Origin of the sequence: Providencia sp. PROV130 (genome assembly GCF_028482225.1) — a bacterium.
In the GTDB taxonomy this organism is placed as follows: Bacteria; Pseudomonadota; Gammaproteobacteria; order Enterobacterales; family Enterobacteriaceae; genus Providencia; species Providencia rettgeri.
Genome location: NZ_JAMPQC010000054.1, coordinates 1 through 17186 on the forward strand (window position 1 = coordinate 1; position 17186 = coordinate 17186).

At 37.7% G+C, this 17186-nt stretch carries 14 protein-coding genes and 1 pseudogene; 9 read left to right on the forward strand and 6 right to left on the reverse strand.

Translation table 11 applies throughout. The features are described from left to right. Positions 1-307 precede the first annotated feature (307 nt). From PSF28_RS22950 to PSF28_RS22965, 4 genes are all read right to left on the reverse strand, one after another. On the reverse strand, positions 308-526 hold the full coding sequence (locus tag PSF28_RS22950; protein ID WP_226693814.1) for a plasmid partition protein ParG: 219 nt from the start codon (positions 524-526) through the stop codon (positions 308-310). Then, the gene (gene parA / locus PSF28_RS22955) at positions 519-1148 is read right to left on the reverse strand and encodes a ParA family partition ATPase (protein WP_226693813.1); all 630 of its coding nucleotides are present in this window, start codon (positions 1146-1148) and stop codon (positions 519-521) included. The genes PSF28_RS22950 and parA overlap by 8 nt, the downstream gene beginning before the upstream one ends. Positions 1149-1859: 711 nt before the next feature. Continuing rightward, the gene (locus PSF28_RS22960; RefSeq protein WP_226693812.1) at positions 1860-2354 is read right to left on the reverse strand and encodes a GNAT family N-acetyltransferase; all 495 of its coding nucleotides are present in this window, start codon (positions 2352-2354) and stop codon (positions 1860-1862) included. After that, on the reverse strand, positions 2339-2605 hold the full coding sequence (locus PSF28_RS22965; RefSeq protein WP_226693811.1) for a type II toxin-antitoxin system TacA family antitoxin: 267 nt from the start codon (positions 2603-2605) through the stop codon (positions 2339-2341). Before PSF28_RS22965 ends, PSF28_RS22960 begins: the two co-directional genes overlap by 16 nt. Positions 2606-2718: 113 nt before the next feature. On the opposite strand from PSF28_RS22965, the gene PSF28_RS22970 reads away from it, so the two are divergent. The 7 genes and pseudogenes from PSF28_RS22970 (at position 2719) to PSF28_RS23000 (ending at position 11579) form a co-directional block, all read left to right on the forward strand. Beyond that, a complete protein-coding gene (locus PSF28_RS22970) occupies positions 2719-3513 on the forward strand; it encodes a TRAFAC clade GTPase domain-containing protein (RefSeq protein ID WP_272685713.1) in 795 nt (264 codons plus the stop codon). Between the two features lie 4 nt (positions 3514-3517). Continuing rightward, on the forward strand, positions 3518-4339 hold the full coding sequence (locus tag PSF28_RS22975; RefSeq protein WP_272685714.1) for a hypothetical protein: 822 nt from the start codon (positions 3518-3520) through the stop codon (positions 4337-4339). Between the two features lie 10 nt (positions 4340-4349). After that, the gene (locus PSF28_RS22980) at positions 4350-6827 is read left to right on the forward strand and encodes a GAP1-N1 domain-containing protein (protein WP_272685715.1); all 2478 of its coding nucleotides are present in this window, start codon (positions 4350-4352) and stop codon (positions 6825-6827) included. Continuing rightward, positions 6824-7933, forward strand: a complete 1110-nt coding sequence (locus tag PSF28_RS22985) for a caspase family protein (protein WP_272685716.1) — start codon at positions 6824-6826, stop codon at positions 7931-7933. The genes PSF28_RS22980 and PSF28_RS22985 overlap by 4 nt, the downstream gene beginning before the upstream one ends. A gap of 735 nt (positions 7934-8668) precedes the next feature. Further along, positions 8669-8956: pseudogene (locus tag PSF28_RS22990) on the forward strand (ArsC/Spx/MgsR family protein); the annotation flags it as partial. Positions 8957-9240: 284 nt separating this feature from the next. Then, positions 9241-10719: a SulP family inorganic anion transporter gene (locus PSF28_RS22995; RefSeq protein WP_011039690.1), complete on the forward strand. Its 1479-nt coding sequence runs from the start codon at positions 9241-9243 to the stop codon at positions 10717-10719. 2 nt (positions 10720-10721) lie between these two features. Continuing rightward, a complete protein-coding gene (locus PSF28_RS23000) occupies positions 10722-11579 on the forward strand; it encodes a universal stress protein (protein WP_272685717.1) in 858 nt (285 codons plus the stop codon). Positions 11580-11650: 71 nt separating this feature from the next. Here PSF28_RS23000 and PSF28_RS23005 read toward each other — a convergent pair whose 3' ends face one another. Then, positions 11651-13648 (reverse strand): BCCT family transporter, encoded by a 1998-nt coding sequence (locus tag PSF28_RS23005; RefSeq protein ID WP_011039688.1) that lies wholly within the window; start codon positions 13646-13648, stop codon positions 11651-11653. Between the two features lie 159 nt (positions 13649-13807). Continuing rightward, entirely contained in the window at positions 13808-14437 is a 630-nt protein-coding gene (locus PSF28_RS23010) for a recombinase family protein (protein ID WP_176455180.1), read from the reverse strand. A 169-nt stretch (positions 14438-14606) separates the two neighbouring features. Between PSF28_RS23010 and PSF28_RS23015 the strand changes: the two genes are divergently transcribed. After that, positions 14607-15923 carry a DUF4158 domain-containing protein gene (locus PSF28_RS23015; protein WP_272685718.1) on the forward strand — a complete coding sequence of 439 codons (1317 nt, stop codon included), beginning with the start codon at positions 14607-14609 and terminating at the stop codon, positions 15921-15923. A 118-nt stretch (positions 15924-16041) separates the two neighbouring features. Then, the gene (locus PSF28_RS23020; protein WP_272685719.1) at positions 16042-17103 is read left to right on the forward strand and encodes a Tn3 family transposase; all 1062 of its coding nucleotides are present in this window, start codon (positions 16042-16044) and stop codon (positions 17101-17103) included. The last annotated feature ends 83 nt before the right edge of the window (positions 17104-17186 follow it).

The window sequence follows — 17186 nt, forward strand, 5'->3', positions numbered from 1 at the left end:
AGCGATGTTTTATTATTTAGTTGCCTAAATATTCACCACTGTACTTTCCTTCGAACTTTCATCGCTAATGCGACAGAGCCGTATAAATACACAGTGTCAATATACTGCATATTTTCACACTACACAAATATCCCGAATACTTTTTTTACACTAGTTTTGATAACTTATTTTTCACTTTCGCTAAAGTCTGATTCGCTTTTATCTCAGTGATACAGGGGTCAGTTTGGATATCGAAAATTATTGTACGTCAAGGCTATTTTTTAATCAGATCCCTTAATTATCTAAAATAGAACTAATGATTATTCTGTTACTTGTTATCTTCAAGCCAACCTTCAATTAACTCAATAACAACGCTTGTCATATCTACTTCTTTTGATAAACACTCTAGCTTAAATCTTTTATGCAGTTCTTCTGGCATGTTCATCTGTAATTTTTTAGTAGGTAAAATGGGTTTATGAATAGCCGTTACCGCTTTATTTATTTGGGTATGCTGTCCTAATTTCATGATTTTAATATCTTTACCCATTATTAACGATCTCCATAATTTCTCTCGTGATGTTATCTATTTCACCCTTGGCATTAGCGTCTGATGTATCGTAAACAGTTCCACCATCAAGCATTGTTTTAATATAAGATTGACGCTGAGTAATACCTGTTTTTAGCATTTCAACGCCAGTCGTTTCAATTGAATCTTTCAGAACTTGCAACATTGTCGTTGTATTAATTTTCTTAGTAATTAAAAATCTTGCTTCAACTGGTTGCAGATCATTACGAGCTTCAATAACAGCTAAAATAGCAGTGCTAGCGGCAAAATCGAGGGGCGAAGGTGTGACAGGTATGATCACTAAGTCACTAATCATAACTGCTGCTGAGGATATTTCAGAAATAGCCGCCGCACCATCAATAATAATGTAATCATATTCTTTTAATGCTTTTTTAATTGAATAGACTTCTTTCTGTGAACTTGCAGAAGCTACATCAAATTGGCACTTGTTTTCTTCATACCAATTGCCAATGCTTAATTGTGGGTCTGTATCAACGACAACGACCTTATAACCACTTCTAGCTATTGCTGTCGCTATATTTATTGATGATGTTGTTTTTCCAACACCGCCTTTTCCATTCAAAAAAGAAATAACCTTAGTCATGTACACCTCGCGTTATGCAACCATGTGGTCACGTAATCATGTAATCATGTAATCATGCAATCATGTAATCATGTAATTATGTAATTATGTAATTATGTAATTATGTAATCATTAAAGCATACTTTAGATAGATGTCAACACATGATTATGTAATCCTATGATTATATAATTCTATTATCATGTGGTTCTATAATCATGTAATCATGTGATTATAGGATTATGGGATTATGGGTGGGTATTTTGATTGAAATTTTCACGGCTTGCGTGTTACGTGAAAGATGGATCTATATATAAGGGGGGGCAGACATATGTTCTATTTACTGATTATCACTCAAGTTCTGGTTTATTGCTTAACGTTGTATTTTTTTGTGAAGAAGGAAAAAACAGGTAAGCATGAATCTACCTTCAAATTTTTGTTGGTGTGTCTTGCTATATTGACAGTAACCCTCTTGCTTATCACCGAGTCAGGCTCAAACTACAACTCAAATTCGAACCTTATTTAAACTAAGGTGACGTTGTCACAATATTTTGCATAGCATCGAATAAAGAGCACTCAACGAGAGGGCCCTTTATTCATATCATTAAAGTATAACTATATGATATATATGAGTGCAGATCGAAAAACGTATCATTTTACTTATGTTCATTGACTAAATGATAAGGTATCGTTGACCCCACTTATAAAAGATAAAACTTAAAATGAAGGTTAAATTATAGTCTAAGCATCAATGTCATAGGGCTAGTAGGGGATGCAGTAAAACCATAGTATTCATAAAATTGTTTTGCTTTATCATTCAAACTATGGACAAGTAGTGCACGAACCCCTGTATTTTCAGCAACAGCTCTAACTCTAACAACAGCATCCTGTAATAAAGAAGCACCAAGTTTTCTTCCCTGAGCATGTAAATCAATTGCTAATCTTCCAAGTACAATAACTGGAATTGGCTCAGGCATATTTCGACGAACACGACCTGTGGCTTCATTATGAGAGATTGCTCCGGTCGCTAATGCATAATAACCCCAAACGTATTGATATGAATCAGCGATAACAAAGGTTCGACTAGCTCCATTCAAATGGTTAGATAGAGCCCGACGCTTTAACCAATCATCTAAAGATGATTCACCACAAAAAAAATCATCAAGCCTATGAGATGACAATAATGGTTTAGGAGCTGATAGTTGCAAGTTCACTATATTTCCTTCCATGGTGTTTCTATTGCCATTAAACGATCTAGACCCGGGTTACTATTAACTGGAGCATCAAGCAATAAATTAAATTGCTGAAACTTTTCATTATCTAATTGGAAAAAAACTTGATCTAGTAATATTGCTTGTGCTCTTTCACAAGCGACTTCAAGCATAAAGTCAGACCGATTCTTACCAAGAAGACTAGCAGCCTCATCGATTAAGTCTCGTTGTTCAGGTAAAGCCCGAAGATTAATTGCAGCATTACGCATGATCTTAACTCCTATATACATATACACAATAGATACACAATAACCCTGCGTGTATCTATTGTCAATACACTAGTGTGTAGCATATAGGTAAAATTCATTGGTACAATTTAGGTATGGGATTAACTGATGTAGGATTTGTCAGTGGTTGCTCAAAACCTAAAATAATTGGTGTTCTTGGTGCGACAAATGCAGGAAAGACATCACTTCTAGCTGCAATTTATTTGCTTGTTTCAAGGGGGTTAGCCAGTAAACAAAATCAACGTTTTGCAGGATCCTACACCTTGGGAGGTTGGGAAGCTGTTTCTACAGCCCTTAGATGGGAACCTGGTCTTTCACCTTGTTTTCCCGCGCACACACCAAGTAGTTCACGCCGTTCGCCTGGCTTATTGCATCTTTCCTTTCAGGAGATTGAATCAAACCTTCTCCAAGATTATTTATTTGCCGATGCTCCAGGCGAATGGTTTGGAAAATGGGCTTTGAATTCAGACTCACCTGATGCCGGCGGAGCTCGTTGGCTATCTGAAAATGCTGATATTTTCCTTTTGATTGTGGATAGAGAAGCCTTATCTGGAGATAGAAAAGGCTTGGCTAGATCTGAATTAATGCGACTAACTCAGCGGCTTTCCGGGGAGTATAGACAAAGGCCTGTAGCGTTAGTCTGGACCAAAGGAGATATTTCTGAAGATGAATCTATGGAAAACCTTGTGAGGGAGGGTATTATCTCTGCCCTTCCAATAGCTGAAGAGTTTAAAGTTCAGGTTCTGATAAATAATGATCTTCAATCCAAGCCAGAAGAAACGATATCAAAATTATTCAATTGGATAATGAAGCAAACGTTCATGAAAGGTATTTTACCGTCAATAACTCAAAATACAACAGATCCATTTTTCATGTTCAGACAAAGGTGAGAATATGAAGTGCAATGATAGTTCGGTATTAATTATCGGCGAGTCTGGTGTTGGGAAGACTCATTATGGTGCACAGCTTCTTATGAAGCTTCAGAAAAAAAATGCGCAGTTGCAAATGAATGGTGCTGCTAAAAATTTAGAACCTTTTTCTGAAGCGGTAGATAAATTAAATGAAGGACTTGCCGCAAAACATACACCGGCTATAAGTTACGTTGAAAGTATATGGCCAATAAAGGATTCTAATGGTTTTAAAGGCCAATTGATTTGGCCTGATTATGGCGGTGAACAAGTATCCAATATATCTACGTTTCGAAATATACCTAAAGAATGGATACAACGTGTGACAGACAGTACATCATGGCTATTTATGCTAAGAACTAGTTTATATCGTTTGCAAGATGATGTTCTCTCTCGTCCAATAAATAATGAAAAAAAACCAGAGACTCAACCGATTGATAAAAAAGAAATGTCGGATCAAGCTCGTTTGATTGAACTTATACAGATTCTAATTTATCTTCGTAAGCTCTCAGGCTCAAGCAAAATGCCAAAAATTTGTCTCCTGCTTAGTTGCTGGGATGAGTTGAATACAAGAACAACTCCTCCAGAGCTTTTAAAGCAATCACTTCCTATGTTATATGATTTTATTCATTCACATTGGGATAGCCCATTAATAATGGGGCTATCTGCTCTTGGGAAAAATCTTGATAAAATAAATAAAGATCAAGCGTATGTAGAGAGTGGGCCGGAAAGCTTTGGATATGTCGTATGTGCTGATGGTACCTGTAATCCAGACATTACAATTCCCATAAATTTCTTGATTTCTTGAGTAAAGTTACATGAAGATTGAAAAAGCAATATTTGGACAGGTTGGGCAAGGACATGGCCTTCGGAGGTGTAGTTCAAATACTGAGTTTTTTAGAAAAATATCCCAATGGTTAGATCTTCCCGATGTGGTACCCGCTGGCGTGGATTTTTCTCCATACATTTCAGGTTTTCCTTTTGAAAATAAATATATTCTAGCCAGAAGTTTTATTGATATAAATGCTTCACGCTCAGGAATGATGGTTGTTTATACTGTAGCTATTGACTTAAATGACATATCAAAATTTGATAACTTAAATAATCTAATAGAGTTACTTCCTATTGAACCGGGTAATGATGATGTATTCATTGCATCATGTAATTTATGTCAATTCAATGAAATAGAAGTTGAGCTACCAAATGGATTGAATAACAATGTTATTGAATTATTGGTTGACAGAAAAGATGGACCATTAATCCATGTAGGCCTTGATAATTTCGAAAACCTAGTCTGTCAGATATGGTTCAAACTATGGCCATACATGCGAGAAAATTTCTCTTTTAGGTTGAGTGTAAGCCCAAAAGATTGTGTTGAGACTACGGTTCCTCACTTAGTTTGTATCCCTACATCATTGCTATCAAGATGGAATAATTATAAAGTTATAAAAGAATTTTCAGCCCCAGACTCTCCTTCCTCAGCAATTAAAGCATTTAATGCAGGCTACTCTGAATTTGAACGTTTTTGTGAGATCTTTGGGATTGAAATGAAGAAACCTTCAATGGTTGGGTTACTTTCTGAGGCTAAATCAAAATATCAAAGTATTCCATTTACATTCAATGACTGTATTTCTTTAATTAAATTTCTAGAGGTTCTTTCTCCCAGTAATATAAAAGGTCGGGAGGCGAAAAATATTTTGGTGACGCAATGCGCTGAACTCGTCACTGAGTCTGATATAGCTGATGTATTAAAGCTTAGAAATTTAAACGGGATTGGGTTTGGAGACCTGAATGTCATTTGGGAAGCAATTTCTTCTAAGTTATCATGTTGTAAGTATTTAGAAGCTGATGATTCAGATTTTATTAAAATAATTCAGATTGCTCTATTTGACAATAATGCTGTATCTGGCTGGGTAAACTCTGTTAATGCAGGAATTTTAGCCGCAATATCATCATTAAATCCATCAGTATTTGTGGCTATTTGGCGATGGGTAAAATTCGATGTAAGTGTATTAAGTGGACTTGTCGATAGATTAGAAGTCAATGATAGCATTGAGTGTCTGATTGCAGAAAACACTCCGAAAGATTTATCAAATTCAATAGTTGAGCAATTAGTCAATGTGTTCTCAAATAAGAAATTACTTATATTACATGGTACAGTCTTGGCTTTGTATTTTTCAGCAAAAGAAGCATTCAAAAAGCAATTGAAAATTGATACTAATGTTGAATACGTGAAGGGATTGAATACAATAGCAACCAATGTGGATCAAAGCCAATTATTATCTTGTTGTTTGTACTTAAATGATGCACGTCTAATAGATATTGTAGTAAATCGGGCTGCAATTAACCCTTCCATTCTTGAATCTGTTTCTATTACGTCAAATATCAGCTTACTTATTTGGGCAAGAGCGTTAAAGCTGAATCCAGAACTTTGGAATGCGCCACTAGAAGCGCAAAAGATATTTTTTTCATTGCTTGATAAAATTTTAATAACAGGTTGTCATGATTATGAAGTGCTTTTAAATTTGCTTTCCACATCCCCGATGGCTGATTTATGTGATTACCAAAGTGTTAATAAAATATGGAGTGTTTTTGATGAACCTACCAGACTTAATTATTTGAATGCAACTGCTAAAGGATGGTATAGAAAAGCCCTTAATCTGAATTTTGTTAAGCTGGATGATGTCCTTGAGCGGGCTGTATACCAGTTGGATGGTCTGATTGATGAAATGACTATAGACTCTATGTCTTTTTGTGAAGGTGTGATTGGTATTTTTAATCAGATAAATCTCTTCACTGAAGTTGATTTCAAAAAATGGTTGGAAGCGTGGTTTATTCATCAAACTAGCCAACAGAAATATAATTCAAAAGCCATTGGGGAAATTATCAAAGATAAAAATTGGAAAATGGTAGCTAAATTTGTCTTAGAAAAATCCGAGATATTTTCAAGTAATGCTCCCCTCATTTTAGAATATTGCAAATCAATCTTACCGCTCCAGGACCGGTGGCGAGTATGTGACTGTACAGATGAGGAAAAGTGGAATTTTTTGACCACAATTTTAATTGAACTATATCCTTCTGGACCTGACGAAAATGATATATTGTCTCGGTCAGGTGGCAATTCATGGGATATATATTATTTGGGTTCTGGTTACGACCGTTGGAGGCGTACTATAGAAAAAATAAAAAAAGGGGCTAAACCAAATGTTGATGACTTACTGAGGGAAGTAATCGATGACTTTCCAAATAACGAAAAAATTGAAGTTATTAGTGAAATGTTTAAGGCTAAAAAATGAATCTATGTAAATCATTTCCAGAAGCTTATGCACTTATTGTCGCTATTTCTGAATATGAAGGAAGTAATGCACTTCCTTACACTGTAACTCAGGATGCATTAGACGTAGCAGAAGTGCTTATGTCTGATAGACACTGTGGTTATAACACCTCTAATGTGACAAGGCTAATTAACTCTGACGCCACTCTGATTAACATCCGTAATGCACTGTCTGAATTGGCAAAAAAAACAGGAGAAAATGATACAGTTTTTATTTACTTTTCAGGTCATGGAGCTAACTTAGGAAATGATTCTGAACCCGATTGCTCATTGGTTCCTGTGGATTTTTCATCCGATGATGGAGGCTTATTGTGTGAGCAAGAATTGTCAGATTTACTCTCTTTAATTAAATCTGAGAGATTGTTATTTGTAATTGATGCTTGCCATTCTGCTGGTGTTGTTAGTATTAAAAATCTAATGCAGCACAATGAATACAACTTGGGCTTTTCAAATAAGTCACTAGAACGCCTATCTCAGGGGCGCGGTAAGGTATTGCTTGCATCATCAAGAGATACGGAGACTTCGCTGATATTACCCGGAGATAAAAATAGCCTTTTCACTAAGCATTTTCTGGATGCATTAAAGGGACGCGCAGGGACTTTTGATGACAATTTCATTCGAGTTTTCGATATATTTACTTATCTTGAGCATAGAATCCCAACTGAAGCCAAAAAATTCAATAATGAACAACACCCTGTTTTCAAAAGTAATTTGGAAAATAATTTTCCTATAGCACTCAAGTGCGGTGGTGTTCAAAAAATGGTTTGCTCGGAGGAACAGTCAAAACACGCAGGAAGAGATCGCAAGCTTGAAGATATTCTGGCTGACTTGTATCCCGCTGGTCCAAGTGATCAAGACATATGGCTTAGGGCAGGGGGAGATATTTCACGGTTAAAACTTAGTGGTACAGGCCGTGCTCAGTGGTTTGCCGCTTTACGCTTATTACGACAGGGTGGAGGTGGTGAAAGCATTCATCTTGAGGCTCTCATTGATGAAGTTCGAAATGATTTCCCGAATCATCTTAGTCTTCTTGAAGTCAAAACCCCCCTTAATAGAGAGGGCTATTAATTGAAAAATGAATACCGAGATGACATTGTGTCCATTGCCATTTGGTATTAAATAATATGTCTTGCCAAATGAATCTGGAGTAGTAATGAATGCAGGAACTATATCAAAATTCCAGTCATAGGATTTTAGCTTCAGAGTAGCTGCTTCCTGATTTTTTTTTACATCAGCCCTATCATACTGCTGAATTTGATTTAGGCTTGAGATAAAACTGTTTATTATTTTTCTAGAGTTAATAAAATTTGTGCCATCATGCTTATAGTATTTTAAGCGAACGGTTCCTTCACGCGCAGTGATTATTATTTTCCCATCACTCTCGCTGTATACACAATCATCACCATCGAGACCAAACATAAGATCTATATCATCTAAAGGGTGGATTTTTGTGCGTCTAGCAAAAAAACCAAAACCTGTATGTATATCAGGGTATATTATGGGAAAATAAACATCATTATTTGGAAAAGTGTTCATTCTGCCCAACAACCAATCTCTACTGGCTCTGGCTCGATCAGTCTGAGAGCTATCTAGATTTACAATATTGCGCTGAAACTCGTATACACCATATACATAATAAAAACTTTCAACTGCTAAAATTAATCATATCGCCAATATGGGGTTACGCGCCCATTTCATCGAAAAGTCCAAAGTTTGCTCTTAGCCCTCTAATATCAAGGGCTACAGGCGATATCTTATACGGTAGCATTAACACTCGATGCTATTACATTGAAAAATTAAAATTTAGAAACCCTGCCGTCTAAGGATATATTAGTAAAACTTATTGCCGATATGAAAATTACGGTAAGGGCGTTATTACGAAAAAATGTTGAGCCGTATGAGCAATTAATTGATTTTATGTTGCAGTACCCAATACTGATTAATAGACCGATTGTTGTTACATCAGTAGGAACTAAGCTTTACCGACCTTCAGAAGTCGTTTTGGATATATTACCTCATTCGCAACAACGTGAATTTATCAAAGAAGATGGCGAGATTATTGTTGATAAACAAGGCATCAGAGTAAAGTAAATCTCTGACGATATTTATCATGATGAGCGTACCGATGTATGGCATCAGTACGCTCATATTAATCCGGTACTTGCTTAAGGTCGTTGATATTGGTATTTTAAAAAAAACATACTATTCATAGGAACAGCTGATCATATTATGCGCCTTACGCCACCCTGAGACACCTCCTTCCTTTTAGGTTGATACTAAATCAGCCAATTCCCACGTCCCTTCTTTGGGATAGTTTCGTTTATTTAAAATATAATCTCCCATCTTGGGATTGATAGATTACAAGGTAGTCTAATATGCTTTTGTCCTCCACTCGTCAGGACTGGCTGGGTAATATCCGTGGGGATGTCCTAGCCGGTATTGTTGTTGCTTTAGCGTTAATTCCTGAAGCTATCGCTTTTTCAATTATTGCCGGCGTCGACCCCAAAGTGGGGTTATACGCCGCATTTTCTATTGCGGTAATTATCGCTTTTATCGGGGGGCGCCCCGGCATGATTTCCTCCGCAACGGGTGCAATGGCACTTTTAATGGTCGTTCTGGTGAAAGAACATGGCCTTCAGTACCTATTAGCTGCGACGGTATTAACCGGGATATTTCAAGTTATCGCAGGATATTTAAAGCTCGGTAATTTAATGCGGTTTGTTTCACGCTCTGTCGTAACGGGGTTCGTTAATGCGTTAGCTATATTGATTTTTTTAGCCCAACTTCCAGAGTTAACCCATGTAAGTTGGTATGTTTATGCGATGACCGCGGCAGGCTTAGGGATTATCTATCTGTTTCCATTAATCAATAAGACCATTCCTTCACCATTAGTGTGTATCGTTGTATTAACGGTAATTTCAATTAGTCTGGGTCTTGATATCCGCACAGTCGGTGATATGGGCGTTTTGCCTGACAGTTTACCCATCTTCCTTGTGCCTGATATTCCCTTTAATATCGAAACGCTACTGGTCATATTACCCTACTCACTAGCGCTTGCCGTTGTTGGCTTATTGGAATCGATGATGACCGCAACGATTGTGGATGATTTGACCGATACAACCAGTGATAAAAATCGAGAATGCAAAGGGCAAGGTATTGCGAATATTGCCACTGCATTTATTGGCGGGATGGCAGGATGTGCGATGATTGGTCAATCCATCATCAATATTAAATCGGGTGGCCGAGGCCGATTATCTACGTTGGTGGCCGGTATTGTTTTATTGTTAATGGTGGTTTTTCTTAATGATTGGGTATCAAAAATTCCAATGGCGGCGTTAGTTGCTGTGATGATTATGGTGTCAATTGGAACCTTTTCTTGGCGCTCCCTTGCTGATATACGAGTTCATCCGCTATCAACCAGTGTTGTTATGATAGCCACCGTCATTGTTGTCGTTTGGACTCATAATCTGGCTTACGGGGTACTTGTCGGAGTGCTCATCGCAGCGCTTAATTTTGCTAATAAAGTCGCGCGATACATGACAGTTACATCAAGCAGGGATAAAAAAGCACGCCATTATGAGGTTCGAGGACAAATTTTCTTTGCTACATCGGAACGCTTTGTTAATGCTTTTGATTTTAAAGAAGACATTGATAAAGCGATTATCGATGTGGATCATGCTCATTTTTGGGATATCACCTCCGTCAGTGCGTTAGATAAAGTGGTGATTAAGTTTAGACGTGAAGGCATTGATGTTGAAATTAAAGGGATGAATGAAGCCACTGCAACATTGGTTGATAAATTTGGTATTCATGACGACCCGAAAAAAATTGAAAAATTCATGGGAGGTCATTAATTATGGCTGCAGATATCATTCAAAAAAATTGCGTAATTGGGTGTATTGACCGTTCGTCTTCGGCAATTGCTGTTTGTCACGCCAGTGCTTGGATAGCCCAAACACTCGACCTACCACTGACACTGTTACACATGAATGAAAAAATCTCGACATCAGCACACCATGATTTAAGTGGGATCATAGGATTTGATACCCGAGAAACTTTATTGAGAGAACTCGTGGATATTGAGGAAAAGCGAGCGCGTTTAACCCGAGAGGAAGGCCGACAATTATTGATGAGTGCAAAAAAAATCACTCAAGATTTAGGTCTTCATAATGTTAATACACTTCAGCGACAAGGAACGTTAGCCGAGGTACTAAATCAAGATGATACGCATATTGTTGTACTCGGTCGTCGAGGCGAGCAATCTGAATTAACGGGTCATATTGGCCGTCAACTCGAAGGCATTATTCGACTTCAAAAAAACTCAGTGCTTATCTGCAAGCGAAACTTTACCCCACCGAAAAAGATGCTGATTGCATTTGATGGCAGTGAGGAAGGTGAACGAATCATTCATCGGTTAACACAAGTGAAATTATTAGCCGGTAGTGATTGCTATCTGGTGATGTACGGTAACCAAGACTGTCAGCTCAAAAAAGCACAAAACCAACTTCATCAAGCCGGTATTCAGGTGAAAGTCAATTTACTTGAGGGTGACAATAGCATCGTTGATGAGTTGTGTAACTTTGCAGTACAACACCATATTGATTTGATCATCATGGGGGCTTTTGGTCATTCGCGATTGAGGCAATTTTTTACCGGAAGTCATACGACAGAGATGATACATAAAACGCCCGTGTCATTACTCATCATTCGTTAGTCTTTTCGTCTATAGTCATTATTACCAAGAGAGGTGACTCGCTTTCGTCACCTCTCTATCATAATAAATGGCTACGATTTATCGACAATATGAATAAAATGAATGTGTTTTTCATATTGATCGAGGATATCATGAATAATCTGCGCTTCACTCCATCCCATAATATCGTAGTCTTGCCCACCTTCCTTTAAATAAACTTCAGCGCGGTAGTATTTCTGAGACTCATTATTTTCATCATCATCCATCCCCACTAATGCAAAAGAAGGCGTCAAATAGTCCCGTAATCGTATTTCATAGAGGAAATTGAGGTTCTCACCAAATTGTACTTCAAGAGTCACCCTATCGTCTTTCTCATTATGGATAGCGGCCTCGGTCCCCTGCTTTTCCAACTCAGTGACGACTGACTGCATAGCCGGCTCAATCACTTCCGTCATGAAACGTTTAACCTGATTACGTTTAGGAAAGAACGCTATTTTACGTAATCGACGCTCCCATGATAACCCCCCACGTCCGGTATTCGGTGCTAAAGTAGCAAGCTGTTGACTGTCTTTTTTATATATATCGATCCGTAAAGCTTTTAGCAATCCGACGATAGCAATCAATAAAATAATCGCAAAGGGTAACGCGGTCGCTATCGTCATGGTTTGCAATGCTGTTAATCCGCCGGCCAGTAAAAGTGTGATTGCAACGGCCCCCATCAAAAAGGCCCAAAAAATACGTTGCCAAACGGGTGTGTGTATTTCACCACCCGAGGCTAACGTATCGACAACCATCGCCCCAGAATCCGCAGATGTCACAAAAAAAACAATGACCATCAACATAGCGACAAAAGAAAGAACAGATGAAAACGGAAAGTAATTTAAAAATTCAAATAAGGCGAGAGCAACATCTTTTTGGACGACTTGTGCCAACATTTCTGCGCCATTATCACGGATCAAATGGATGGCACTATTTCCAAAAAAAGTCATCCAAAGCAGTGTAAACCCAGCAGGAACAAACAAAACACCTGTAACAAACTCACGAATAGTACGGCCTCGAGAGATCCTCGCAATAAACATGCCCACAAAAGGGGACCATGAAAGCCACCATCCCCAGTACAATAATGTCCATCCCCCTAACCATTCACTCGATTGCGGTTCATAGGCATAAAGATTGAAGGTTTTATTGATGATATCTGAAAGATAAGCCCCGGTATTTTGGACAAAAGATTTAAGTAACAGTACTGTCGGGCCTAAAATCCCAATTAATAATAATAATAAACCCGCTAAACTGAGGTTGAGTTCAGAGAGAATTCGTATGCCTTTATCTAAACCACTGACAACTGATAACGTCGCTAATCCTGTGATCACAACGATCAAAATTACTTGCATCGTTGGACTGACAGGAAAACCGAATAAGTGCGCTAATCCTGCGTTGACTTGCAAAACACCAAATCCAAGCGAAGTTGCAACGCCAAAAACGGTGCCAACAACAGCAAAAATATCAACGGCATGTCCCATTGGGCCATAGATACGCTCACCAATGATGGGATAGAGAGCTGAACGCAATGTAAGCGGTAAGCCATGTCGATAACTAAAAAAAGCGAGAATTAAGGCGACAATGGCATAAATCGCCCAAGCATGTAAGCCCCAATGGAAAAATGTAATTTCCATTGCTTCTCTTGCAGCTTGAACAGTTTGTGGGTCTCCAACGGGGGGAGCAAGATAGTGCATCACGGGTTCTGCGACCCCGAAAAACATCAGTCCAATGCCCATTCCAGCAGAAAACAACATAGCGAACCAGGAAAGATAACTAAATTGCGGTTGAGCATGATCTGGACCGAGTTTGATTTGGCCAAATCGAGAGAGCCCTAAATAGGCGACGGTCAATAAAATTAATGCGACGGCCAGAATATAAAACCAACTGGCATTCTCAAAAAGTTGAGCTTGTAGGGTTTTTAACAAAATTTCAGAACGTTGAGGAAAAATAGCGGCTATTGCAACGACACATAAAATAATAAAAGCGGAAACAAAGAAAACGGGCGGGTTTATCTTCCCCCACGTTTGAGACTTTTGTGGTGATGATGACATTCAATCTCCCTTTTAATGCGTGCTCATGATTGTCATGAAGCTCGGTTTATGGTGATAAATATAAGTTATTTAATTAAAACTCTTGTGTATACTTAAATATCTCTCTTATGTCATACCAAGCGGTATGACTATAAACTTGATAAATGAATAGAGGGACATTTATTGTACTATTTTCATCAATTTTGATACTTTCGAAATAGTATGCCGCGAACAACCTATCAGGTTTTCTATTTGGCTATAGCTTTTTTTCTCCATTAGAAGACCTTCAATTTTTTGGTGTAATATCTTATTGACCGGACGGCCTTTATACTTCCCTTCTTGTTTGGCTTTTTGCACTCCTTGCGCTTGACGACGCCGTCTATCTTCGTAATCCTTTCTTGCAACCGCTGCCAGCATGTCTAACATCATACTGTTAAGGGCTGCAAGCATTCGTTCTGTAAATTCATCGGTGCGACTCATAAACTGGTAACTGGTTGGCAGATCTAAAGAAACGACCTTTAACCCTTTATGTCCAATGAGATATTTTAATTTTTCCCAGTCATCGGTATTCAAGCGGCTAATTCTATCCACTTGTTCAACTAAAATAATATCTCCGGGCATAGCCACATTGAGTAAGCGAAAGAGTTCAGGTCGGTGAAGCTGAGCGCCTGACTCATTTTCTTCAAACCAGCAGGCAATTTGTAGCCCCATTCCTTCAGCAAATTTCAACAGTTCATTTTTTGCTCTTGAGGCATCTTGTTCATGCGTAGAAGCACGTAGATATCCATAAATTCTTATATTTGTCTTCATCGGTGCACTATACATTAGTGTTGTTATTTCGGTGCATTATACATCTGTTTTTCATACTTACTACACTGGATTTCACTTAGTGTAGTTAAGGTAGACTTAAATTGCACCTTTATGTCGATTGAGCACATCACCCCATTATATGATGTCATCTATTTTTACTGGATAAAACATGACTACAATGAAAGAAATTAAATCAGGCCGTATTCAAATTTTGACTGAACAGGAAATTCATGAGCTCTATTCACGTCCAATATTTAATCAAATTGAGCGTGAAGAATACTTTTCATTAGATCTGAGTATGAAAAAAATCCTCACTAAAATGAGCAAAATTGAAACGAAAATATATTTAATTCTTCTGATCGGTTATTTCCGTGCTAAGCCTGTTATTGCTCAATTTAAGCTACGAGAGGTTAAACACGATGTTGACTACATTTATGCGACTCATTTTCCAAATAAAAAACCGAAATATCCCTTTATTGCTAAAAGTACTCGTGCAACATTGATCGCGAAAATGTATGAAATACTCGGTTTTTCGCGGCTATTAAAGCGAGATAAACAAGCTTTGATAGAGCGCTTAAATGATGTTGCAACAATCTGCACATATCCCAAATATATTTTTGATGAATGCCTCGCTTTTTTAGGTCAAAACAGAATAGGACTGGTTGGCTATTCCACTTTACAAAATATAATTACCACGGTTTTAGCTAATGAGAGGCAACGCACCGAGGTAATCCTTTCAAATAGCATGCCTCCAATAATACATAAAAAATTAAAGAAGATACTGCATACAAAAGGGGTATTAAATAGTCTATCTGGCCAACAAGGCGCAGCTAAAGACTTTACACCGACAGAGCTCGCAAGTGAAATTGAAACGCATAATACCATAAAAAGTGTTTATCCCGATGTAAAACGTCTCGTTGGTGAATTAGGTTTATCGTTAGGTAACTTAAGCTATTATGCATCGATTATTCGGCATCAATCGATTTATAAAATTCGCCGATTCTCCGAATGGCAAGGGATGTTATATTTGGTTTGTTATTTATTTTTTCGTTACCAAGAAACCAATGATAAATTGGTAACGGCTTTTTTGTATGTGACTCGGAAACAGAGGGAAGCGGCGAGTACTTCCGCTAAACTACGTATAGCGGAAGAGTTGGAAATTATTCGAGAAAAGTTAACGTATGCGGGTAATGTTTTACAACTCTTTGTTGATGAAACCATCAGTGACGATACCCAATTTGGTGATATTCGTCAAAATGCATTTGCAATGATTTCTAAAGATGAAATACAGCTAATAAGCAAACATCTTAATAAAAATAACTTTGATAAAACCCATTATGGGTGGCTTTACATCGATACACAATACAGAAAAATTGCGAATACAATGAGGTCGCTTTTTCTCGCTATTGATATTGAGTGTGAACCTGGGTTGGAATTGCTGTCTTCTCAATTGTTAACAGCAAAAGTCAGAACTTCAAAAAGATAAGCACATTTCTACCGTTGATCAGCAATTACTGCTAAAAAATGATAAACCTTTTCTCGTGATAGATGAAAAGGTTAATACACGGAGATTTGAATACTATTTATATCAAAAAGTGGCTCGAATGATTGAAAGTAACAATATTTACATCAACGAAAGCGCCAATAATAAGCGTTTAGACGATGATTTAATTTCAGCCATCGATTGGAAAAAAAGCCCCATTATTATTCAAAAAACAGGGTTAACTCGTCTCAATACGCCGATAGAACAAACGCTTTCGGAATTAACGCAAAAATTGAATGAGCAAATGAAGCAGGTTGGACGTAATATTCATGGTGGAGCGAATGATTTCGTGACACTTCAGCCACGATCAAACCAGTTAACATGGAAACTGGCGAATAAACGTTGGAAAGATGATCTTGATAACCCCATATACAACCAGCTCCAACATATGGGGATCATTGAAATTATGGACTATGTTCATCAAAAAACAGGCTACTTAGATGCGTTTAAAAATATCGCATCAAAAAAGAAAAACACTAAGGCTAAAGAAGGCGATTTACTTGCCTGCATATTTGGAAATGGTTCAAACTATGGTGTTCACCATATGTCATCAATATCAGATCGTGCTATCGGTGTGCTTAGAGCCGTTAATGACGGCTATATTCGACCTGAAACAACGAGTGAAGCCAATGATATGATATCTAATGCTTTAGCAAAACTGCCGATTTTCAACTATTATACGATTAACGAAAGTGCCCCATTCGGGAGTATTGATGGCCAAAAACATGGTTGCCGAATCAATACATTTAAAGCCCGATTTTCAGCCAAATACTTCCGAAAAGGGAAAGGCGTATCCGCACTTACATTAGTTTCAAATCATGTACCAATCAACACGAAAGTGATTTCAGCCAACGAATATGAAGCGCATTACGCATTTGATTTACTGTATAATAATACCTGTGATATTCAACCCAAAACATTAGCCACGGACACGCATGGGGTTAATAACGTTAACTTTGCTATCCTTGACCTCTTTGGGTATCAATTCGCCCCTCGATATGCAAAATTTAAACACGTTTTTAATGAATTGTTTGAAATTGAGCTTGATGAAGTCGTTTCTCTGAAACTTAAAAAATCGCTCAATTTATCACTCATTCAGGAGGAGTGGGAAAATATTCAATAGATAATTTGTTCATTAAGCCGTAAAACGACAACACAAAGCACGGCTCTGTCGCATTAGCGATGAAAGTTAGAAGGAAAGTACAG